The sequence below is a fragment of the Sphingomonas sp. P3_C5 genome (assembly GCF_056402635.1).
The window spans coordinates 118,141-137,550 of sequence record NZ_JBFUHA010000012.1 but is presented as its reverse complement, the minus strand read 5'-3'; the positions used below and the strand labels follow the sequence as shown (position 1 = coordinate 137,550).

General features: G+C 64.1%; 24 protein-coding genes. 11 read left to right on the top strand and 13 right to left on the bottom strand.

Annotation, left to right across the window (positions count from 1 at the left end):
- Positions 1–337: 337 nt before the first annotated feature.
- Both AC1DVS_RS23450 and AC1DVS_RS23445 read right to left on the bottom strand, forming a co-directional pair.
- Positions 338–979 (bottom strand): response regulator, encoded by a 642-nt coding sequence (locus AC1DVS_RS23450; RefSeq protein WP_478026865.1) that lies wholly within the window; start codon positions 977–979, stop codon positions 338–340.
- Positions 976–2,076, bottom strand: coding sequence for a sensor histidine kinase (locus AC1DVS_RS23445; RefSeq protein ID WP_478026863.1), 1,101 nt, complete (start codon positions 2,074–2,076; stop codon positions 976–978). Before AC1DVS_RS23445 ends, AC1DVS_RS23450 begins: the two co-directional genes overlap by 4 nt.
- 209 nt (positions 2,077–2,285) lie before the next feature.
- Between AC1DVS_RS23445 and AC1DVS_RS23440 the strand changes: the two genes are divergently transcribed.
- Complete coding sequence (locus AC1DVS_RS23440; protein ID WP_478026861.1) at positions 2,286–2,894, top strand: hypothetical protein; 609 nt, start codon at positions 2,286–2,288, stop codon at positions 2,892–2,894.
- A gap of 111 nt (positions 2,895–3,005) precedes the next feature.
- On the opposite strand, the gene AC1DVS_RS23435 is transcribed toward AC1DVS_RS23440, so the two are convergent.
- Complete coding sequence (locus AC1DVS_RS23435; RefSeq protein WP_478026860.1) at positions 3,006–3,239, bottom strand: hypothetical protein; 234 nt, start codon at positions 3,237–3,239, stop codon at positions 3,006–3,008.
- A gap of 106 nt (positions 3,240–3,345) precedes the next feature.
- On the opposite strand from AC1DVS_RS23435, the gene AC1DVS_RS23430 reads away from it, so the two are divergent.
- The gene (locus tag AC1DVS_RS23430; protein WP_478026858.1) at positions 3,346–3,717 is read left to right on the top strand and encodes a hypothetical protein; all 372 of its coding nucleotides are present in this window, start codon (positions 3,346–3,348) and stop codon (positions 3,715–3,717) included.
- Positions 3,718–3,727: 10 nt separating this feature from the next.
- Here the strand turns inward: AC1DVS_RS23430 and AC1DVS_RS23425 are convergent, their stop codons facing one another.
- On the bottom strand, positions 3,728–4,315 hold the full coding sequence (locus tag AC1DVS_RS23425; protein WP_478026856.1) for a TetR/AcrR family transcriptional regulator: 588 nt from the start codon (positions 4,313–4,315) through the stop codon (positions 3,728–3,730).
- A gap of 71 nt (positions 4,316–4,386) precedes the next feature.
- Between AC1DVS_RS23425 and AC1DVS_RS23420 the strand changes: the two genes are divergently transcribed.
- The 9 genes from AC1DVS_RS23420 to AC1DVS_RS23380 all read left to right on the top strand — a co-directional run bounded on the left by AC1DVS_RS23420 (position 4,387) and on the right by AC1DVS_RS23380 (position 11,300).
- Positions 4,387–5,112 carry an SDR family oxidoreductase gene (locus AC1DVS_RS23420; protein ID WP_478026854.1) on the top strand — a complete coding sequence of 242 codons (726 nt, stop codon included), beginning with the start codon at positions 4,387–4,389 and terminating at the stop codon, positions 5,110–5,112.
- Between the two features lie 52 nt (positions 5,113–5,164).
- A complete protein-coding gene (locus AC1DVS_RS23415) occupies positions 5,165–6,205 on the top strand; it encodes an ATP-dependent DNA ligase (protein WP_478026852.1) in 1,041 nt (346 codons plus the stop codon).
- A gap of 123 nt (positions 6,206–6,328) precedes the next feature.
- Entirely contained in the window at positions 6,329–6,919 is a 591-nt protein-coding gene (locus AC1DVS_RS23410; protein ID WP_478026850.1) for an SRPBCC family protein, read from the top strand.
- A 4-nt stretch (positions 6,920–6,923) separates the two neighbouring features.
- Positions 6,924–8,111 carry a zinc-dependent alcohol dehydrogenase gene (locus AC1DVS_RS23405; RefSeq protein WP_478026848.1) on the top strand — a complete coding sequence of 396 codons (1,188 nt, stop codon included), beginning with the start codon at positions 6,924–6,926 and terminating at the stop codon, positions 8,109–8,111.
- 11 nt (positions 8,112–8,122) lie between these two features.
- Complete coding sequence (locus tag AC1DVS_RS23400) at positions 8,123–8,905, top strand: SDR family NAD(P)-dependent oxidoreductase (protein WP_478026846.1); 783 nt, start codon at positions 8,123–8,125, stop codon at positions 8,903–8,905.
- A 134-nt stretch (positions 8,906–9,039) separates the two neighbouring features.
- On the top strand, positions 9,040–9,549 hold the full coding sequence (locus tag AC1DVS_RS23395) for a hemerythrin domain-containing protein (RefSeq protein ID WP_478026844.1): 510 nt from the start codon (positions 9,040–9,042) through the stop codon (positions 9,547–9,549).
- Positions 9,550–9,683: 134 nt separating this feature from the next.
- A complete protein-coding gene (gntA, locus tag AC1DVS_RS23390; protein WP_478026842.1) occupies positions 9,684–10,376 on the top strand; it encodes a guanitoxin biosynthesis heme-dependent pre-guanitoxin N-hydroxylase GntA in 693 nt (230 codons plus the stop codon).
- Positions 10,366–10,953 carry a DUF1989 domain-containing protein gene (locus AC1DVS_RS23385; protein ID WP_478026840.1) on the top strand — a complete coding sequence of 196 codons (588 nt, stop codon included), beginning with the start codon at positions 10,366–10,368 and terminating at the stop codon, positions 10,951–10,953. The genes gntA and AC1DVS_RS23385 overlap by 11 nt, the downstream gene beginning before the upstream one ends.
- Positions 10,954–10,997: 44 nt before the next feature.
- The gene (locus AC1DVS_RS23380; protein ID WP_478026838.1) at positions 10,998–11,300 is read left to right on the top strand and encodes a hypothetical protein; all 303 of its coding nucleotides are present in this window, start codon (positions 10,998–11,000) and stop codon (positions 11,298–11,300) included.
- A gap of 12 nt (positions 11,301–11,312) precedes the next feature.
- Here AC1DVS_RS23380 and AC1DVS_RS23375 read toward each other — a convergent pair whose 3' ends face one another.
- From AC1DVS_RS23375 to AC1DVS_RS23335, 9 genes are read right to left on the bottom strand one after another with little or no spacing between them, the layout of a single operon-like run.
- The gene (locus tag AC1DVS_RS23375) at positions 11,313–11,738 is read right to left on the bottom strand and encodes a c-type cytochrome (RefSeq protein ID WP_478026836.1); all 426 of its coding nucleotides are present in this window, start codon (positions 11,736–11,738) and stop codon (positions 11,313–11,315) included.
- Positions 11,728–12,633 carry a cytochrome c oxidase assembly protein gene (locus tag AC1DVS_RS23370; protein WP_478026834.1) on the bottom strand — a complete coding sequence of 302 codons (906 nt, stop codon included), beginning with the start codon at positions 12,631–12,633 and terminating at the stop codon, positions 11,728–11,730. The genes AC1DVS_RS23375 and AC1DVS_RS23370 overlap by 11 nt, the downstream gene beginning before the upstream one ends.
- A complete protein-coding gene (locus tag AC1DVS_RS23365; protein ID WP_478026832.1) occupies positions 12,621–12,935 on the bottom strand; it encodes a hypothetical protein in 315 nt (104 codons plus the stop codon). The genes AC1DVS_RS23370 and AC1DVS_RS23365 overlap by 13 nt, the downstream gene beginning before the upstream one ends.
- On the bottom strand, positions 12,932–13,549 hold the full coding sequence (locus tag AC1DVS_RS23360) for a cytochrome c oxidase subunit 3 (protein ID WP_478026830.1): 618 nt from the start codon (positions 13,547–13,549) through the stop codon (positions 12,932–12,934). Before AC1DVS_RS23360 ends, AC1DVS_RS23365 begins: the two co-directional genes overlap by 4 nt.
- Positions 13,546–15,456, bottom strand: coding sequence for a cbb3-type cytochrome c oxidase subunit I (locus AC1DVS_RS23355; RefSeq protein ID WP_478026828.1), 1,911 nt, complete (start codon positions 15,454–15,456; stop codon positions 13,546–13,548). Before AC1DVS_RS23355 ends, AC1DVS_RS23360 begins: the two co-directional genes overlap by 4 nt.
- Positions 15,453–16,475, bottom strand: coding sequence for a cytochrome c oxidase subunit II (locus AC1DVS_RS23350; RefSeq protein ID WP_478026826.1), 1,023 nt, complete (start codon positions 16,473–16,475; stop codon positions 15,453–15,455). Before AC1DVS_RS23350 ends, AC1DVS_RS23355 begins: the two co-directional genes overlap by 4 nt.
- Positions 16,454–16,924 (bottom strand): c-type cytochrome, encoded by a 471-nt coding sequence (locus tag AC1DVS_RS23345; RefSeq protein ID WP_478026824.1) that lies wholly within the window; start codon positions 16,922–16,924, stop codon positions 16,454–16,456. The genes AC1DVS_RS23350 and AC1DVS_RS23345 overlap by 22 nt, the downstream gene beginning before the upstream one ends.
- The gene (locus tag AC1DVS_RS23340; protein ID WP_478026822.1) at positions 16,921–19,197 is read right to left on the bottom strand and encodes an FdhF/YdeP family oxidoreductase; all 2,277 of its coding nucleotides are present in this window, start codon (positions 19,195–19,197) and stop codon (positions 16,921–16,923) included. Before AC1DVS_RS23340 ends, AC1DVS_RS23345 begins: the two co-directional genes overlap by 4 nt.
- A complete protein-coding gene (locus AC1DVS_RS23335) occupies positions 19,187–19,399 on the bottom strand; it encodes a hypothetical protein (protein WP_478026820.1) in 213 nt (70 codons plus the stop codon). The genes AC1DVS_RS23340 and AC1DVS_RS23335 overlap by 11 nt, the downstream gene beginning before the upstream one ends.
- Positions 19,400–19,410: the final 11 nt, after the last annotated feature.

The following is a 19,410-nucleotide window of genomic DNA, read 5'->3' as shown; positions in this document are numbered from 1 at the left end:
GCCCCACCAGGAACTCGTCCTGCTGGCTGATCAACAGATTGCCGGTCGCCGCGTTCAGCAGCACCTGCTCCTTGTTGCGCCCGAGCGACCCGGAGCCGAGCAGCCCCGCGCCCCCCAGGATCGAACCCGAACCGCGCTCGAAACCAGCACCGAGACCTGTGAAAATCGCAACCATCGTCATCCCCCCGGCCTGGCACGAAGAAATGCGTGCTCAGGCCATGCGGAGAGTCAGATCAGGAGGATCGCGAAATTGTTTAGCGATTTTTCACCTTATTTGAGCGCTAGTGGAACCGTTTGCGAGGCTGTCGGCAAACCGGCGATCCCACCCTCCCAGCCCTCAAACCAGCCCTTTTCGAAGCGCACAAAGCACCGCCTTGGTGCGGTCGTTCACGCCGAGTTTGGAGAAGATGCTGGAGACATGGTTGCGCACCGTGCCGTTCCCGATCCCCAGCGCCTTCGCGATTTCGCGGTTGCCGATGCCGCTCGTCATCAGCTTCAGAACCTCCGTCTCCCGTTCCGTCAGCCTGTCCGGCTTGTCGAAGGCCTCTGCGCGCCAGGGGGCCTCGCGGTCCGCGGAGTCACTGGCCGCGGCGAGCGAGGCGTAGAGATAGGTCCCGCCGGACGCCACGGTCCGGATCGCGTCGACAAGGACCTCGGGCGTGACGCCCTTCAGCAGATAACCCCGGGCGCCGGCGCGGACGCCGGAGATCAGGGCGGCATCGTCTTCGAAAGTGGTAAGCAACAGGGTCGGTGGCAGCGCGCCGGCCGCGGCCAGGGCGGTCACCACCTGAACACCGTTCATCCGGGGCATGCGCACGTCGAGCAGCAGCACATCCGGCCGATGCTCGAGAACGGCCTGGACGCCGGCCTCGCCGTCCCCGGCTTCGGCCACCACGGTTAGCCCGTCGAACAGCCCGAGGAGTGCGCGGATGCCGCTTCGGATCAACGCCTGATCGTCGACGATGCAGATCCTGATCAAGGACAGGCCCCCACCGCGGGTATGACCCCGCGGATACTGAACCCCTCACCCGGCGCGCTGGCGATCGACAGGTCGCCGCCCAGGCTCCCGAACCGCTCGCGCATTCCGGAAAAGCCATTCCCTTCGGTGAAGCGCCCTCCCCGGCCATTATCTTCAGTGGAGAGGCTGATTCCGCCGTCCGGCGCTTGTTCCAAGGTGATGACCAGGCGGCTCGCGCCGGCATGCCGCAGCGTGTTGGTGATCACTTCCTGCACGCAGCGCATGATGGCGTCGGCCCGCGCCGCATCGAGCGCGAAGAGCTCGGCCGGCAGGTTCAGCTCCACGGCAAGGCCGATGACGTTTTCGGCCAGCGCACGAAGCGTCTCTCGCAGATCGACCGGGTCGACGCGGGCGCTGCTCACCACCGTCCGGACCTCCTCCAGAAGCGCGCCGGCCACGTCGCGCGCGCACTGCACATGCTCGCCGGCCCGCCCGCGAGACAGGCGCCGGGCAACGTCGAGATGAATGGTGAGGGTGGTGAGGCTATGGCCGAGCACGTCGTGCAGATCGCGCGAGATCCGCAGGCGTTCGCTCATCCGGGCATTCTCGGTCATCAGGGCCTGGGCGGCGCGGAGCTCCATGTTCAGCCGCGCCGCCTCGTCGTGCGCGCGCGCCTCGCTGCGGGCGAGATGCGCCGCGCCTATGGCGAACATCTGGAAGCCCACTGCGACAATCAGGATCAGGAAAGGGAAGGTGCTGCTGGATTCCGTCGTGCACTTCATGACCGCCAGTGACACGGCCTGCAGGGCCGCCGCCCCGAGTGCGGTGCGAAGCGACGCGACCCAGGCGACCTGCCACGCCACCACAACGACGAGACAGGTCACGATGAAGCTGGGGAAAAGCCAGACCAGCAGCAATGCCATGGCCGACTGCACGGCGAGCGCCGCGACGAGCGCCCGCTGGCGGCCCGACCGTTCGCTCGATCCCGCAACGATATAAGCGCCAATGAAGACGGCATAGCCGGAGAACCATTTGATGGCCCAGTTCGGCGTTTCCTGAAACAGCTTTGGCTGGAACAGCCCCGCATAGACGGCATAGAGGCCGATCGCGGCGACCATCAGAAGACAGGCAATCCTCAAAAGGCGATCGCGCTGGCGGAGGTGATCAATCATCACTGCGGTCCCGAACCATGGGCGCCCAGGCTAGCAGAGGCGGGCCGCCAAATCCCATGACTCCTGTCATGGGCCGCACCCATGACGCACGCCACTGTCGGGCTTTGTCGGGGTGGCGGAAAAGGCAACAGCGACACCTCGACCCAGGAGTTCCCATGCTGCCCTTCCGCCGCTTTCACCTCTTGTCCTTTGGCTGCCTCGCGGCCGCTTGCGTCACCAGTTTCGTCGCGTCGCCCAACTGGGCTCAGGCGATGAACCATGGCGCGATGGCAAATGAGTCCGCACCGCCGCCGTCAGTCGGGCAATCGATCATGGACCAGCTCAACGGCCTTGTCGGGACATGGGACGCTCAGCTCAGCAACGGTGTGATGACCGACGTCTTCAAGCCCTTCGCCTTCGGCACCGCTGTGCTTGGCGAGGAATGGCTGAACGGAAAGCAGGTCACCGCTACCGTGTTCTATGTCGTCGACGGAGAGCTGCGCGCCGACCATTATTGCGATTACAAGAACCAGCCGCGCTACACGGCAGTGCCCTCGACCGAGCCCGGCGTCATCGATTTTCAATTCCGAGAGGCGACCAATCTCGACACCCAGCCGGTGCACTTCCATGGAACGCGGTGGAAGATCGTGGACGCGACCCACCTGATCCAGGACTGGTTCATCATGGGCGGCAAGAAGCCGGTCTCAGTCGCCCATATGGAATTCACCCGACGCGCCGACGGCGCCTCCGCGCCCGCGGCGACCAGGATGGTGCCCAAGAGCTGAGGAGGAAACGGCACGCCAATGGCTGTTTGCTGGGGGCCGTGGTAAGCCAATCGAATGACCTCTCTGAGGAGCCTTCTCACTTCGGCATCGACCGTCCTGTTCATAGTCGTTTTACAAATAATGGTGCTGATCGTCAGCCTGAACACTTATGGCGAGGTTTCGATATTTTGTGCCGGTCCGGCCCATGGCTTGCTGCCGTTGGCGTTCGCTCTGCTTCACCTCTTGTTTCTTGTCCTTCTCGCAGTGGGAATAGTCTCGCTGAAATTGCGCCGGGTGAGACCATTTTATCTCATTATACTGGTCATCGGCCTGGCAGCTTTGCCCGTTCAGGCGAAGCTCGTTCACGCCGGGGCCCTGAAATGCGATGTGCCGTAAGCAATCCTCAACCGGCTACCCGGGGCGGGCGGAAGCAGCTACCCCGATCGCCGTGGTAACCCCGGACCGTCCATTCATGGCACTTCGCGGCATCAGTTTTGCCATCGCAATCCTGTCTTCCGTGCTGCCCATCTTCATTCTCGTTGATTCGGCACCCAAGGCGGATGTGGCCGGGCTGGTGTTCGCATTGCTCTTTCTTCTCTGGACATCAGTGCCGACGGCTATCCCCTGGATTCTGGTGCGGCGCGGTGCGGATGGCCCATCCTTTCGATGGCTTTTCGCGGGTCAGCTCGTTTCGTTCGTGCTGGCGACGGCTTTTTACGCAAAGATCCTGTATTCCGGCTATGATTCACCGTTCATCTTCTTCGTGATGCCGGCGACCCTTCAATGGGTCGTACTCGCGGTGACGACGGTAGCGGCTGAAATGACTGGTGGCGGGAAGTCATAGGGGCGTCCAGCTAGGACGGCCCTGCAACGGCATTGCCGTCAATCAAACGGCCAAGCGCCGCAGCAACTTCCGCCGCGTCGCTGTCACCTAACGCGCCGTGCCCCACCAGGAGCCGGTACCACATCAAGCCGAGCGCGAAGTCGAGCAGCAACTCCAGGTTGGCGGGGCGCCCATATTCAGCCTCGATCACACGCGCAAAGGCGCTTCGTCGCTCGCGAACAAATCGCTCGCGAAAGATCTCCCGGAACCGGGCATCGAGTTGCGCATCGGCCATCAAGCCCTGGAGCATTGGGCCCGCCCGCTCCCGCACTACTCCAAATATGTAGCACAGGTGACGCTCGACCGAACCGGCAGCCTCATCGTCCTCAGAGACTGAAACGGGGGCGACGACAGCGAGCAACGCTTCCGCCGCCAGTTCAGCTCGGGACCGGAACCGCCGGTAGATGCTCGCCTTGCTGATACCTGACAGGGCCGCGACCCGCTCGATCGTCAACCGGCCATAGCCTTCCGCGCCGACAATTTCATGCGCGGCCCGGAACAGCGCTCCGTCGATTGAATCGGACCTTGGTCTTCCGAGTGGACGAGCGACGCCAGCCATTGCCTTCACCTTTACAATACGATCCGTCTCGTAATATATACGAGCCGATCAGTATCGTAAGGAGAAGCGTGATGAGTGTCGAGGGCTCGACCATGGTCATCATCGGGGGCAGTTCAGGGATCGGCCTGGCGGCGGCGGCCGAAGCGCGGCGCCGCGGAGCCAGCGTCGTGATCGGCGGACGCGACGAGGCGAAGTTGCAGGCGGCCGCAGCGGAAATCGGAGATGTGAGGGCCGCTCACGTGGACGCCGCCGACCCGGCAAGCCTGGCCTCCTTTTACGCTGGCGTGGGATCGTTCGATCATCTTGTCATCGCCGCATCCGGGGGCCGAGGCGGCGGCTCGTTTGCATCATTGTCGGAAAACGACCTGCAGAGCGGATTCGATGCCAAGTTCTGGGTGCAGTGGCGGGCTGCCCAAGCCTCGCTCCAGACCCTTTCCGAGCATGGCTCCATCACCTTCGTGTCGGCCGCATCGGCGCGCGCGAGCAATCCAGGTACGAGCGGCCTGGCCGCCATCAACGGCGCGGTGAATGCCATGGTCGGACCGCTTGCCCGCGAGCTTGCGCCGCGACGGGTGAATGCGGTCTCCCCAGGTGTCGTGGACACGCCGTGGTGGGATACCCAGCCCGAAGCGATGAAGGCGGCGTTCTTCAGCGCGTCGGAACAGATGCTGCCGGTTGGTCGGGTAGGAAAGCCGTACGACCTGGCCGAGGCGATCCTGTTCGTCGCGGGCAACGGCTTCACGACTGGCATCGTGCTGGACGTCGATGGGGGGCTTCGCACTATCAATCCGGCGTGAGTTTGGCCCCACCCCATCGGGAACAGCAACGCCGGAATCCTGTTGTGAGGAGATGGCTGACGGCAATCCGCTAGAAGATCCCATCGAACCGATGGAGGCGAAGCTTGTGGCGGCGTTGCCCGAAGAGCCGGGCTGGCAGTTCGAGCCGAAATGGGACGGGTTTCGCGCAATAGCTGTGCGCGATGGCGACGATATCAGGATCTGGTCGAAATCGGGCAAGCCGCTCGATCGCTATTTTCCAGATGTCGTTGACATGCTTCGCTCGGTCTCGACCCGCCGCTTCATCCTCGATGGTGAGATCGTCGTGCCGATGGGCGAGGTGCTGTCGTTCAGCGCGCTGCAGGCGCGGCTGCATCCGGCGCCGAGCCGGATTGCGCGGCTGGCGCGGGAGACGCCGGCTGAGTTCATGCTGTTCGATCTGTTGCAGCTGGGTGACGACGATCTTTCCGGCGAGCCGCTCGAACACCGCCGGGCCTTGCTGGAGCAATTCCACCAGAAGGAGGGCAGCGAGCGGCTACGGCTTTCACCGCGCAGCCTTGAGGTCGGCCAAGCGCGCGAATGGCTGGCGGCGGCGGGTGGTGCCCTTGACGGGGTGGTCGCGAAACGGCTCGATCTGCCCTACCAGTTTGGCGAGCGGGCGATGGCGAAGGTCAAGCAGCACCGGACGGCGGACTGCGTTATCGGCGGCTTTCGCGAGACGGCGGACGGTTCGGGCGTCGCCTCGCTGCTGCTCGGGCTCTACAATGATGCCGGGCTGCTCGACCATGTCGGCTTCACCTCGGCGCTGCCCGCAGCTGAGCGGCCGACCTTGCTGAAGACGCTCAAGCGCCATGTCGGATCGCCGGGCTTCAGCGGCAAGGCGCCGGGTGGGCCGAGCCGCTGGGCGACCGAACGCTCGGTCGCCTGGACTCCGCTGCGACCTGAGCTGGTGGTCGAGGTCCTGTACGATCAGATCACCGATGGGCGCTTCCGGCATGGCACGCGGCTGTTGCGCTGGCGCCCGGACAAGCGGCCGGATCAATGCTCGACGGATCAGCTTGTGCGCGAGATCATGCCGGCTGAGCTCGAAGCGCTCGTCGCGCAGTCCAGCTAAGGCCGCCGCTGAACTTTACCAAGGTTAAGTTATTGGGATTATTTGGTTTCGACCCGGAAACGATAGGAACAACATCGAGCTCAGCGCGATTGAGGGGCCGACGGCAAGAGACGGAGAGCTGCCATGGCCGACGATGTTTCCACCCTCACCAGTGATGATGCGCCGATCACCGCGTCCAAGCACAGCGACGCTGCTCAGGACGCGACCGACACGCTGATCGAACCCAAGGGCGATACGCTGATCGGCCGCGCGGTGACGATCAATCGGCCGCTGCCGGAGCTGTTCGCTTATTGGCGCGATTTCACCAAGCTGCCGACCTTCATGGACAATGTCGTCAGCATTTTGCCGATCGACGACAGGCGCTCGCACTGGGTGGTGAAGGCGCCGGGCGGCAAGACCGTCGAATGGGATTCGGTCATCACCGAGGAGCGCGAGAACAGCTTCATCGCCTGGGCGTCGGAGCCTGGGGCCGATGTCGAGAATAGCGGCCGGATCGATTTCCGCGATGCCGGCGCGCGCGGGACGATCGTCACCGCGACCATTTCCTATGATCCGCCCGCGGGCGCTGTCGGCAAGCTCATCGCCAAGATGTTCCAGCGCGAACCGGCGATCCAGGCGCGGCGTGACCTGCGCCGCTTCAAGCAACTGATGGAAACCGGCGAGATCGCCACCGGAGCCTGGACTGAAGACCAGCTCAACGAGGAAAGGGACTGATCCGATGCGCGCACTCACCTGGCACGGCAAGCATGACGTCCGGATGGACACAGTTCCGGATCCGGAGATCCTCAATCCGCGCGATGCGATCATCAAGATCACCTCGACGGCGATCTGCGGATCGGACCTGCACCTCTACGACCATTATATCCCGACCATGAAGTCCGGCGACATTTTGGGCCATGAATTCATGGGCGAGGTGGTCGAGGTCGGGCCGAAATCAACGCTCAAGAAAGGGCAGCGCGTGGTGGTGCCGTTCACCATCTCGTGCGGCAGCTGCTATCATTGCAACAAGCACCAATATTCAGCCTGCCCCAATGGCTTGCCGGCTGACAACCAGGACATCGCCATGGAGGCTTATGGCCATGAGATGTCGGGCCTGTTCGGCTACAGTCACATGACTGGCGGCTATGCTGGCGGACAAGCGGAATATGTCCGCGTGCCCTTCTCCGATGTCGGCCTGATCGTGATTCCGGACGGTGTCGATGACGACAAGGTGCTGTTCCTGTCGGACATCCTGCCGACCGGCTGGATGGCGGCGGAGAATGCCCAGATTGAACCCGGCGACACAGTCGCGGTCTGGGGGTGCGGGCCGGTCGGGCTGTTCGCGGTGCAGTCAGCCTTCCTGATGGGCGCGGAGCGGGTGATCGCGATCGATCATTTCCCGCGCCGGCTTGAACTGGCGAGGAGTTTCGGCGCCGAGACGATCAACTTCGAGGATTCGAAGGTCTATGAAGCGCTGATGGAGATGACCGGCGGGATCGGCCCGGACGCGGTGATCGACGCCGTCGGGCTCGAAGCGCATGGTTTTTTCGTCGATAACGTCATCGACCAGATCAAGGCGTCGACTTTCCTCGGCACTGACCGCATCCATTCGATCCGCCAGGCGATCATTGCCTGTCGCAAGGGCGGGCGCGTGTCGATGCCGGCGGTCTATGGCGGCTTCGTCGACAAATTCCCGCTCGGCGCCTTCATGGAGAAGGGGCTGACGCTCAAGACCGGGCAGACGCACGTCCAGCATTATATGCCCGGCCTGCTCAACGCGATCATGGAAGACAAGATCGATACGACCTTCCTGATCAGCCACCGGCTGCCGCTCGAACAGGCGCCCGATGGCTACAAGGTGTTCCACGACAACCAGAATGAGGTGACCAAGGTCGTGCTGAAGCCCGGCCTCGCCGCCGCTGCCTGAGGAGAGACAATATGGCCAACAAATTCGCGATCGTCACCGGTGCCTCGACCGGCATCGGGCTCGAGCTGGCGAAGCTCGCTGCGCAGGATGGATATGACCTGTTGCTCGTCGCCGATACGCCCTTTGTCGATGGTTCCACCGGCGTTGGCGGCACCAGCGGATCGGTTGAGACGGTTGAGACCGATCTCTCCACCTTCGAAGGCGTGGACCGCCTGCTCGATGCCGCGCGGGGCAGGCAGATCGATCTGCTCTGCGCCAATGCCGGCCATGGGCTCGGCCATGCCTTTCTCGATCAGGAGGTTGCTGACTGGCGGCACGTGATCGACACCAACATCACCGGCACGGTCTATCTGCTGCAGAAGGTGCTGCGGCAGATGGTGGCGCGCGACGATGGCCGGATCCTCGTCACCGGATCGATCGCCGGCTTCATCCCGGGCAGTTTTCAGGCGGTGTATAACGGCAGCAAGGCGTTCCTCGACAATTTTACTGATGCGCTGCGCAACGAGATCAAGGACTCCAAAGGCGTCACGCTGACCACCCTAATGCCGGGGCCGACCGACACGAAATTCTTCGAACGGGCCGAGATGATGGACACTTCGGTCGGCGTGGATCCGAAGAAGAGCGATCCCGCGGATGTCGCCAAGGACGGATGGGAAGCCGTGATGGCCGGCAAGGCAAGCATTGTCTCGGGTTGGAAGAACAAGGTCCAGGTGGCGGCGGCGAACGTTACCCCGGCTGCTGCCCTGGCCGAGCAGCATCGCAAGATGGCCGAGCCGGGCACTGCCGACGAATGAGCCGACGCCCTGGCCCCGTTGTAATCCTTTGTTTTGCATAAGGTTATTGATTTCGATCAACCATGTCGTCGTGCCTTCTCCGGAACGATTCCGCTCCCCCCCGGTTTGTTCACCTGACAGCTGGGAGACAGACAATGGCCGATACGAAACAAGACGCGATCGCACTGCTCAAAGCGGACCACCGCACCGTCGAGAATTTGTTCGAGCAGTTCGAAAAGGCTTCCGGCGACGGACGCAAGCAGAAGATCGCCGAGCAGATCTGCCTCGAGCTGACCGTCCATGCGACGATCGAGGAGGAAATCTTCTATCCGGCCTGCGAGGGCAAGATCGAGGAGGATCTGCTCAAGGAAGCCTATGTCGAACATGACGGCGCCAAGGTCCTGATCGCCGAGATCGAGGCTGGCGGACCGGACGATGAATATTACGATGCCAAGGTGAAGGTGCTTTCCGAGCAGATAGAGCACCATGTCGAAGAAGAGGAAAAGCGCATGGAAGGCATGTTCTCCCAGGCGCGCAAGGCCGGGCTCGACATGGATGCGCTCGGCGATCAGCTGCGCGCCCGCAAGAAAGAGCTGATCGCCACCTACAAGGCGGGCGGCCTGACCAAACCGGAGACGAAGACCTTCGTCGACGCGCAAATCTGAACGCGGCGGCGCGAACACGCCGCCTGAAATCGCAGCAATAGCACGCATATTGAAGGGGCCGGACGCACATGGCGTTCGGTCCCTTGCCCTTCTGCGGTGCCGAAACCTTCCCCTGAAAGCAACGTTGAACCCTTATGATCAGACCGACGAACCAAGCCGGCCATCCGCTCGCACGCGCCTTTCAAGACTTTGTCCGCGCTCCCGAATTTCCGTGCGTCGGCGCCAAATCGGCGCTCGGCCGGGGACGGATGCGGTTCGTCATCGGCCGAGACATCCGCTCGGCCTGGGACGATCTGCGCATCTATCCGAACCTGCTCGATCTCGCCCAGTCCTACCGCGCCGAACCCGAGCTGTTTCAGTCGCTGGTCGTGCTGTTCGAGCAGGATGCCGAACTCGACGAGGAGGGTTTCGAGGCGAATCTCTGGGAACGGCTTGAGTCGTTGAGCCGCAAGGACGAATGGCTTGGCCAGGCGCCGGACCCACGGGTGAGCCACGATCCCGATGACCCGCATTTCTCGCTCAGCTTCGGCGGCGAGGGCTTTTTCGTGGTCGGCCTCCACCCTCAGGCGAGCCGCCCGGCGCGCCGTTTCCAGCGGCCTGCGCTCGTCTTCAACCTGCACGACCAGTTCGAGCAGCTCCGGACAAGCGGCCAATATGACAAGCTGCGCTCGACGATCATCGATCGCGATGTCGCGCTTGCCGGTGCGCCAAACCCGATGCTGGCGCGGCATGGGACGATCTCCGAGGCACGCCAATATAGCGGGCGTGCCGTGGGCAATGACTGGGTCTGCCCCTTTTCGGGCCGGAAGGCGCAGGATGCGGCATAGGATCGCGCCGCGCTCGGGAGTGGCGTTCGAGCTGCCGAAGGGCGCGCTGCTCACCGTTATCGACCCGACCGGTGAGCAGGTTGCCGACCTGCTGGCATTTCGCAAAGACGATGTTCGGGAGGTCATCTCCTCAGGGCGGACCCTGGACTATGCGAGCCGGATCTATCTCACGACCGGCGACAAGCTTTATTCGAACAGGAGCAATGTCCTGCTCGAGATCGTCGAGGACGATGTCGGCCGGCACGATTTCCTGCTCACGCCGTGTTCGAAGGATACGTTCCGTATCATCTATGGCGACAGCGACCCACATCAGGGGTGTTTCGGCAATCTGGCCGAGGCACTCGCACCCTATGGCATCGCGCCCGATGACATTCCCGTTGCCTTCAATTGCTTCATGAACGTGCCGGTTGACGGCAAGACGGGCGAGCTTCGCGTGGAGCCGCCGCTGAGCAAGGCGGGCGACCGCATAGTCCTGCGCGCGGCCGAGGATCTTGTCATCGGCCTGACCGCATGCTCGGCTCTTCAGTCGAACAACGGTTCGTTCAAGCCGATCGATTATGAGATCAGCGGCCACTGATTGAGGTTATTTCTCGCCGCGCCCTGTCTCACTAACATCGGGGCATGACGATTGAAGTGAATCATCTGTGGCGGGAGCCCGCTGTCTGTCTCCGCCGTGCGCTGCACGACCAGGCGGGCGATTGGGAGATTGTGGTGCATGGCCCTCTCGCCACCGTCGTCGACCAGATCGACGCGCGGCATCTCGACCAGGTCAAGCGGCTGAAGATTGCGCTGCCCGACCGTCATGTTGCGCCGGTCGGGTTCAACAGCCTCGAGATCCGGGACCTTCTCAAGGCGCGCCGCGAGAGTGGTCTGCGTGCTGCGGTCGCAAGGCTCGCGGCGTCGGGTGAGTCGATCGATCGCTGAGCCGGCGCCGGTTCAGGACGGCGGCGTCATCGGTTCGAGCGTATAGAGATAGGCCGCCATATCCCGCCCGTCGCGCTCTGTGACGCCGAGATTTGGCATGCCGCTGCCCGGCCTGATCCCCTGAGGATCGCGCAGCCAGCGGACCATATTGTCGGGCGTGTTGGCGAGCCCCCCCGAGAGCTCGGCGCGCGTGGCGATTCCGCTGAGGGATGGGCCGACCGTGCCCTGTGCATCCGCGATACCGCTGATCACGTGGCAGCCGCCACAGCCATAGCGGCGGATCGCCGCCTTGCCGGCGCTGCTGTCGCCGTGCGTGATCTGCTCGGCGATCGTCCGCGCCTGCTGCTTGCTTTCATGGTGCAGGAGAAAGCCCGATGCGATCGCCGCGAGCACGCCGAGACCAAGCAGGATCAGCACGAAGCGCAGGCTAGACGGCATCGGCCGCCTCGCTGGACAGGAGCTGTCGCCCGAACATCGTGGCGACAAGCGCCAGGGCGGCAACGGCATGGACGAGGCCGCCGGGCACCCACATGATCAGGCCGGCAAGCTGCTGATCCTCGGCCGGCGTAAGGCCGAAGGGCGCCATGCCGAGCCGGGCATAGCCAACATACCAGGGGCTTTCGGAGAAGGCCATCAGCGCACCGAGCGCACCCGAGATGAGCGAGGTGGCAAAGAGACAGAGCGCGGCGAGCGGACGATCGCCCCGGGACCGCCGGCCGAGCATCGCCGTCCAGAAGAACAGCGCGCTGAGCAGGAAGCTCAGATGCTGCGCTGCGTGCCAGCCTTCATGCGCCAGGGCCAGATCGAACAGGGCGGGCGCGTGCCACAGCAGCAGCGCGGCGGCCTGGACCAGGGTTGCCGTCACCGGCGCGATCAGCATCCGCCACAGGCCGGCGATCGGCGGTGCAACGACGATCGCGCCGAGCGCGCGGCGTGCCGGCGCCGGGAAGCCCCATAAGAGGATCGGCATCGGGTGGGCGAGGACGAGGACAGGCGCGGCCGCGAGCATCAGCATTTCATGCTCGAGCATATGGGCCGAGAAGCTCTGCTCGCCGGCGGCGTGAAGCGGCGATACCAGCGCCAGCGCGAGAACCAGCCAGCCGAGCGCGAACCACCCGGCCCGTCGCCCGAGCCCCGCATGGCGGGTGCGCGTCCAGAGGCGCAGCAGGCCCGTCGCGAACAGCAGTGCCGCGATGACTAGCGGCAGGACGATCCACAGGTCCCAGGTCCAGCCGGGGATCGCCTGGGCCGCATGGTCGCCATGCGCCCGGGCGGGCGAGGCCAACAGGCATGCCGCGACCGCGCATCCCAGGCGAGCGATCAATGTGCGCATGGCGGCACGATCAGCGTGGCGAGGGTCTGATAGGTAATAGCCAGGGTGAAAAGACCCGCAGCAAGCAGCCCCAGCCTTGCGATGAACACGTCAGTGCGGCCCTCGCCTCGCGCGATCGGCCAGGCGAGCCAGCCGGCCAGCGCACAGGCGCCTATGCTGAAGACGCCCCAGACCGGCCCGACAGGAACGCCGGCGGCGCTACAGGAACCGCGCAAGGTGAAGCTCAGGCCCTGCTCGAAGACATACCAGGCGACCGGCGGCAGAATGAGCCCGGTGAAGGCGCGGATGCGATCGGCCGTCATGTCAGCCTCGGTATCCAGTAGATCAGCCCATAGATGGGCAGCCAGCTGATCACCACGAAGGTCCAATAGGCCGAATTGTCCTCGACGTCCGAGAACTGGTCGGTGTCGATGCGGTGGGTGTAGAGCCAGACCGCCTGGACGATGGTGTCACCAAGATCGGTGATGAGATGCGAGGTATGGAGGATCATCAGCAGCCAGACCACTGAGCCATAGGCATCCTGATCCCAGCGAACGTTGAGATGGTCCAGCTCGACAAAGCGTATGCCGACCAGCACGAGCCCGATCACCGCCAGCGCCAGCGTGCCCCTGCGGACAGCGGAGGCGTTTTTCCGATGGGTTTCGCGCCCAAGCCACAGGTTCGGCAGCTCGCTCGCACACAGAATCGCGGTGAAGATGCCTGACCAGAGCAGGCCCGGCAGCCCGTCGCCTGTCGGGGGCCAGGAACCGCTGCGGCTCTGGACATAGAGATAGGCACCGATCGCAAGCGCGAAGGCTGTGCCTTCGATCAGCATGAAGCCGATATTGCCCCACCAGACGAGGTTGGTGGGGCCCATCGCACCGTCGGGGAGTGTGGACAGATCGCCCGTGAAGCGCACTGGCCGTTCGCCGCTCATGGCGTCCGCTTCCCGAGTGGCCCATCGGTGGAGCGCGGCCGCTGCGGCCAGAACCACCCTGTCAGCGCCGCCGCCACCGGCACCGAGCCCCAGACCAGGGCCCAGGGTGTGAAGATGCTGCCAACGAACAGGATCGCGACGGCGAGCGCGGCGACCAGCGGCATGATCGACGGCTTGGGGCTTTTCTGCCGATATTGGGGAACGGCATCGACCACTGATGTGACGAGCACCTCGCGACAATCGGAATGGAGCCCGGTCATCACCGGCAGGTCGCCGTTCTCGCTCCAGAGCGGCGAGATCGAGTTCGCCACCGGCACATGCGTGAAATTATGGACCGGCGGTGGGGAGCTGGTCGCCCATTCGAGCGTCGATCCGCCCCAGGGGTCGTCGCCCGCAGGCTCACCGCGCTTCAGGCTCAGCCAGGCATTGGCGACAAAGACCGCGCCGCCAAGCGCTGAGATGAAGGCGCCGATGGTGGCGACCATGTTGAGGGTGCCCCAGCCCATATCGGGGCCATAGGTGTAGATACGTCTCGGCACGCCCTCGAGCCCGAGCAGATGCATCGGGAAGAAGCCAATATTGAAGCCGCCGACGATGAGCGCGAAGGCGACCTTGCCCCATTTCTCCGACATCAGCCGCCCGGTCGCCTTTGGATACCAATAGCAAAAGGCGCCGAAGAGCGGGAACATCGCGCCGCCGACCAGCACATAGTGCAGATGGGCGACCACGAAATAGGTGTCGGTGAGCTGGAGATCGAGTGGTGCCGAGGCGGTCATGATCCCGGAGAGCCCGCCGATGACGAAGGTGGCGATGAAGCCGATCACCCAAAGCAAAGGCGTGGCGTAGCGCGGTCGGCCGCTCCACATCGTCGCGATCCAGCAGAAGATCTGGAGGCCCGCCGGCAGCGCGATCGCCATGCTGGCGGCGGTGTAGAAGGAATTGCCGAGGCGGGGCAGCCCGACCGCGAACATGTGATGGACCCAGAGGCCGAAGGCGAGCACGCCGATGCCGAGCACCGCCAGGACCATCGGCACATAACCGAACAGAGTCCGCCGCGAGAATGTCTCGACGATCGCCGAGACGAAGCCGACCGCGGGCAGGAAGATGATGTAGACCTCCGGGTGACCGAAGAACCAGAACAGGTGCTGGAACAGCAAAGCGTCTCCGCCGCCCACAGGCGTGAAGAAATGCGTCGCGACCATCCGGTCGGAGATCAGCATGCTCGTCACCAGCATGACCGAAGGCAGTGCGAACACGGTCATCAGCGAAGCGATCAGCATCGCCCAGAGGAACAATGGCATGCGGGCGAGCGTCATGCCGGGCGGCCGCATCTTCAGGATCGTCACGACGATGTTGACCGAGGCCGCAAGCGCGGCCACCTCGCTGAAGGTGATCATCTGCGCCCAGACATCGGCGCGGTGCCCCGGCGAATAAGCGGGGCCGGAAAGCGGCGGATATTCGAACCAGCCAAGATCCGGCGTGATATCGAGCGCATGCGCGACCCAGAGCATCAGCACGCCGCCAAGATACATCCAGTAGCTGAAGGCGGCGAGCCGCGGGAAAGCGACGGTGCGCTGGCCGAGCATCAGCGGGACCAACCAGAGCGCCATGGCTTCCATGACGGGGACGGACACCAGGAACAACATGGTCGAGCCGTGGAGCGAGAAGGCCTCGTTGAACCCTTGTGGGCCGAGGCGAGACATGTTCGGCTGGCTGAGCTGGAGCCGCATGTCGACGGCCAGCATGCCCGCGAGGAACAGCAGCGCCATTGCGGTCAGGGTGTAGCGCGCGGCGATCCGCTTGTGGTTGACGGTGGTGAGGAAGCCCCACAGGCCGGGCGCATCCGCCCATGTGTCGAGCAATTGCTCGTGGTTGTCGGGCACGGCGATGACCGCCGTGCCGGTCACCGAAGCGTCTCCAGATAGCGGGCGGCTGCATCCGCATCGCCTGGCTCGAGCGCCACGGCCGGCATCAGCGTTCCCGGCTTGAGCGCCTGGGGCTGAGCAATCCAGCCCTGAAGCGCCCCCCGGCTGAGCGGCATCGTACCAGCGGCGATCGATCGCCGGCCGCCGACATGGGTGAGGTCAGGGCCGGCGCGGCCGCGCGCCGCCGTGCCACGAACGACATGGCAGGCGGCACACTGGCCGGTCGTGACGATCTGCATGCCGCGCTGGATGGCGGCATCGGCATTGGCAAGGGCTGGTCGTGCCTGGCCCGCAAGCCACGCGTCGAACCCGGCCGGACTGTCGACCTTTACGTCGAATGCCATATGGGCATGCTGCGCACCGCAGAATTCAGCGCATTGCCCCCGGAACCAGCCTTCGCGGCGGGGCGTCACGTCGATCACGTTGATGCGGCCTGGTATGACATCCATCTTGCCCGCGACGTTCGGCACCCAGAAGCTGTGGATCACGTCAGCCGAACCGAGCTCGATCCTGGCGGTCCGGCCGAGCGGCAGGTGAAGTTCGTTCGCGGTCTCGATCCAGCCTCCCGTGGCGGGATCGCGATATTGCAACCGCCACCAATATTGGTGGCCGGTGACGCGCACCATAATCGCTTCGCGATCCTTCGCGGCGGCGAGACTGCGGTCGACGAGGAAGCTCGCCACGATCAGGACGGTCAGTCCGATGACGATGGTCACGCCCCAGAAGATCAGGCTCCGGTGGAGGCCCTTGTCGGGTGGCTCGACTGCCGGCGCGGCATCCTGCGCCGGCCGAATACGCCCGCGCCAGATGGTCGCGCCGAGAAAGCCGATGATCAGCAGGTACATGCCGCCGCAGATCCAGGTCATCAGCTTGAACAGGAAGTCCATGCTGCGCGCCTGGTCGCCGGCGGGATTGAGCGGCGATTGCACGCCGGTGCAAGCGCCGAGCAGGAGAAGCAGCAGAAGCGGCGCCAGGCGGATCATCGGACTGGCCCCGACCATGTGCCCGCCTGCGGCTCGCCCTTCTGGTCGAAGTCCTGCCGCCGGCGGCGATCGGCCTCGAGCGTCGGCAGGCTCCGCACATAGGCAGTGATCTGCCAGAGCTGCTCTGTCGGAATCCGGATCGCGTACGGGGGCGAAATACCGGGATGGCTCGCAATCGCGCTATAGATCTGGTCGAAACTGCCGCCGTGCTTCCAGCTCGGGTCATCCAGCGCCCGCGCGCCAGACGCGCCCTGGGCATGGCATCCGCTACAGCCATACCAGGCGAAATAGCGCCCGCCCTGGCTGATCTTGTCGAAGCTCGCCTCGACCAGCGCGATGCGCGGGTCGGATGGCCCGTTGGGGGGTGTCTGTGGCTGGCTTGGCCCAGTCGAGCGCTTCTCCGCGCCACACGCGGCGAGCAGAGTGCAGGACAGCAGCAATGTAAACGCCGACCGCGCCTTCATCATGCGACGATACGGACCGGCACCGCTTTCGCGGCTGGCGTCTTCGACTGCTCGTCATGGTACCAGAGCGGCACCAGCGGGTTCATCTCGGGATAATAGGCGCCGACACAGCCGTCCGGCAGATCGAACGGCGTGACCGTCAGGCCGCCCACCTCGCGGTGAACCCCGTCTTCCGCATCGCTGACGAGAGCAACCTTCTGCCCTTCGCGCAGCCCGGTGCGCTCCAGATCGCGCGGATTGATCAGCAGAACGTCGCGCGTTCCCTCGATCCCGCGCAGCCGATCGCTATAGCCATAGATCGTGGTGTTGAACTGGTCGTTCGACCGCATCGTGATCAGGCGGAAGCGGCCCTCCGCATCGCCAACGCCGGCACCTGTCATCACTGCCGGGACGGTGAACTCGGCCTTGTGGCTCTCGGTCTTCCACACGCGTTCGCGCGCGCTGTTGCCGCGGTAGAAGCCACCGGGCTTGAAGAGCTTCTCGTTGAAGTCCTTGAACTGCTTTGGATAGGTCTGCTCGATCAGGTCGCGGATCTTGCCATAATCGCCGACCCATTCGTCCCATCGAACTTTCGGGTTGGGCGGCAGTGTCGCCTTGGCCATGCCCGCCACGATCGCCGGCTCGGAGAGGAGATGCTCGCTTGCGGGTTTGCGCTTGCCGAGCGAGCCCTGGATGCAGCTCAGACTGTCCTCCATCGTGACTGCCTGGGGGCCGCTCTCCTGCAGATCCTCTTCGGATCGCCCGATGCACGGCAGCAGGAACGCGACCTCGCCGTTGATCAAATGGCTACGGTTGAGCTTGGTCGCGACCTGCACGGTGAGGCGCATCCGCGGCCATGCGGCTTCCATCTTCTCGCGTTCCGGAATGGCGCGTACGAAATTGCCGCCAAGGCCGATAAAGGCCTTAACGCTGCCGTCGTCGATGCCCTTGCAGGCATCGACGGTGTTGAGACCCTTGTCGCGCGGTGGCGCGAAGCCGAAAAGCTCGGCGATCTTGTCCAGCGGCACGAGCTCGGGCTTCTCGCTGATGCCGACCGTTCGCTGGCCCTGCACATTGGAATGACCGCGCACCGGCAGGATGCCGGTGCCATCGCGCCCGATATTGCCCTTGAGCAGCAGCAGGTTGACCAGCATGCCCACATTCTCGAAGCCATGGACATGCTGGGTGAGCCCCATGCCATAGACGCCGATGCTCTTCTTGGAGTCGATATAGACCCGCGCCGCCGCCTCCAGATCGGTGCGTGCCAGCCCGGATTCCCGCTCGATCTCGTCCCAGCCGGTCGCCTCGACCTTGGCCTTGAACGCCTCGAACCCGGAGCAATGCTGGGCAATGAAATCGACGTCGAGCACATGCAGCTTCTGCTCGCGCCAGCTTCTGTCCTCCTCTGCGAGGATGTGCTTGCACATGCCGAGAAGCGCGGCGATGTCCCCGCCGGGGCGGACCTGATGATATTGGCAGGAGATCTTCGTCTCCTTGCCCGTCAGCATCTGGGCCGGGTTCTGGGGATTGATGAAGACCTCCAGCCCCTTTTCCCGAACCGGATTGAAGGTCACGATCCGGCACCCGCGCTGCACCGCTTCCTGCAGCGAATGAAGGAAACGCGGGCTGTTCGAGCCGGTGTTCTGGCCGAAGAAGAACATCGCGTCGCATTGTTCGAAATCGCTCAGCACGCAGGTGCCGACCGGAGCGCCGATCAGCTTCTTGAGCGCGACCGAGGTGGTCTCGTGGCACATGTTCGAGCTGTCGGGCAGGTTGTTGTGGCCATAGAGCCGCGCGAACAACGCATAGAGATAAGAGGTTTCGAGGCTGGCCCGGCCGGAAGAATAGAAAATCGTGGAGCGCGGTTCGAGCGCCTTCAGCTCGGCGCCGATCGTGCTGAACGCTTCCTCCCAGCTGCAGGTCACATAATGGTCGCTCGCCGGATCGTAACGCATCGGATGGGTCAACCTGCCCTCCTGCTCGAGATCATGGTCGCGCCATGTTTTCAGCTCGGAGACGCTGTGCTTGGCGAAGAAGTCGGGCGTGCAGCGCCGTGACGTCTGCTCCCACAGCGTGGCCTTGGCCCCATTCTCGCAGAATTCGAACAGATGGGGCTTGGCGGGCTTTCCCCAGGCGCAGCTGACGCACATGAACCCGCCGGGCTTGTTCTGGCGGCGCAGGGTATCGAGCGCGCCGGGTGCGGTGAGTTCCCGCGCGAAGGTCTCCGCAATGCCTTTGAGCGAGCCCCAACCGCCGGTTGGTCCGTCATAATGAACGGTGTCGCCTTCATCCGCCATTTTTCAGCTCCTGGTTGCGCGGGGGGAAACGACCAAAACCAATCAAGGCTCCACGCTTCGAGATCGTGACGCGCAGGTTCGCCGTTCGGAGGAGCATGCGTTGCGATGCTGCAACATCATCAAATCCCTGCCACCACGCGACCCTCGCGCTAGAAGGGGAGACGATATGCAGGCGGGACGGATCTCGGTCCCTGATCTGCATCAGCTTTGCGG

Excerpts from the sequence above, each read along its gene's own strand:
- AC1DVS_RS23445 (WP_478026863.1), bottom strand. The coding sequence starts at position 2,076 with ATGGTCGCCGCGATCGGCCTCTATGCCGTCTATGCGGGGCTGTTCCAG.
- AC1DVS_RS23440 (WP_478026861.1), top strand. The coding sequence starts at position 2,286 with ATGCTGCCCTTCCGCCGCTTTCACCTCTTGTCCTTTGGCTGCCTCGCG.
- AC1DVS_RS23430 (WP_478026858.1), top strand. The coding sequence starts at position 3,346 with ATGGCACTTCGCGGCATCAGTTTTGCCATCGCAATCCTGTCTTCCGTG.
- AC1DVS_RS23425 (WP_478026856.1), bottom strand. The coding sequence starts at position 4,315 with ATGGCTGGCGTCGCTCGTCCACTCGGAAGACCAAGGTCCGATTCAATC.
- AC1DVS_RS23420 (WP_478026854.1), top strand. The coding sequence starts at position 4,387 with ATGAGTGTCGAGGGCTCGACCATGGTCATCATCGGGGGCAGTTCAGGG.
- AC1DVS_RS23415 (WP_478026852.1), top strand. The coding sequence starts at position 5,165 with ATGGCTGACGGCAATCCGCTAGAAGATCCCATCGAACCGATGGAGGCG.
- AC1DVS_RS23410 (WP_478026850.1), top strand. The coding sequence starts at position 6,329 with ATGGCCGACGATGTTTCCACCCTCACCAGTGATGATGCGCCGATCACC.
- AC1DVS_RS23405 (WP_478026848.1), top strand. The coding sequence starts at position 6,924 with ATGCGCGCACTCACCTGGCACGGCAAGCATGACGTCCGGATGGACACA.
- AC1DVS_RS23400 (WP_478026846.1), top strand. The coding sequence starts at position 8,123 with ATGGCCAACAAATTCGCGATCGTCACCGGTGCCTCGACCGGCATCGGG.
- AC1DVS_RS23395 (WP_478026844.1), top strand. The coding sequence starts at position 9,040 with ATGGCCGATACGAAACAAGACGCGATCGCACTGCTCAAAGCGGACCAC.
- gntA (WP_478026842.1), top strand. The coding sequence starts at position 9,684 with ATGATCAGACCGACGAACCAAGCCGGCCATCCGCTCGCACGCGCCTTT.
- AC1DVS_RS23385 (WP_478026840.1), top strand. The coding sequence starts at position 10,366 with ATGCGGCATAGGATCGCGCCGCGCTCGGGAGTGGCGTTCGAGCTGCCG.
- AC1DVS_RS23380 (WP_478026838.1), top strand. The coding sequence starts at position 10,998 with ATGACGATTGAAGTGAATCATCTGTGGCGGGAGCCCGCTGTCTGTCTC.
- AC1DVS_RS23375 (WP_478026836.1), bottom strand. The coding sequence starts at position 11,738 with ATGCCGTCTAGCCTGCGCTTCGTGCTGATCCTGCTTGGTCTCGGCGTG.
- AC1DVS_RS23370 (WP_478026834.1), bottom strand. The coding sequence starts at position 12,633 with ATGCGCACATTGATCGCTCGCCTGGGATGCGCGGTCGCGGCATGCCTG.
- AC1DVS_RS23365 (WP_478026832.1), bottom strand. The coding sequence starts at position 12,935 with ATGACGGCCGATCGCATCCGCGCCTTCACCGGGCTCATTCTGCCGCCG.
- AC1DVS_RS23360 (WP_478026830.1), bottom strand. The coding sequence starts at position 13,549 with ATGAGCGGCGAACGGCCAGTGCGCTTCACGGGCGATCTGTCCACACTC.
- AC1DVS_RS23350 (WP_478026826.1), bottom strand. The coding sequence starts at position 16,475 with ATGGTCGGGGCCAGTCCGATGATCCGCCTGGCGCCGCTTCTGCTGCTT.
- AC1DVS_RS23345 (WP_478026824.1), bottom strand. The coding sequence starts at position 16,924 with ATGATGAAGGCGCGGTCGGCGTTTACATTGCTGCTGTCCTGCACTCTG.
- AC1DVS_RS23340 (WP_478026822.1), bottom strand. The coding sequence starts at position 19,197 with ATGGCGGATGAAGGCGACACCGTTCATTATGACGGACCAACCGGCGGT.
- AC1DVS_RS23335 (WP_478026820.1), bottom strand. The coding sequence starts at position 19,399 with ATGCAGATCAGGGACCGAGATCCGTCCCGCCTGCATATCGTCTCCCCT.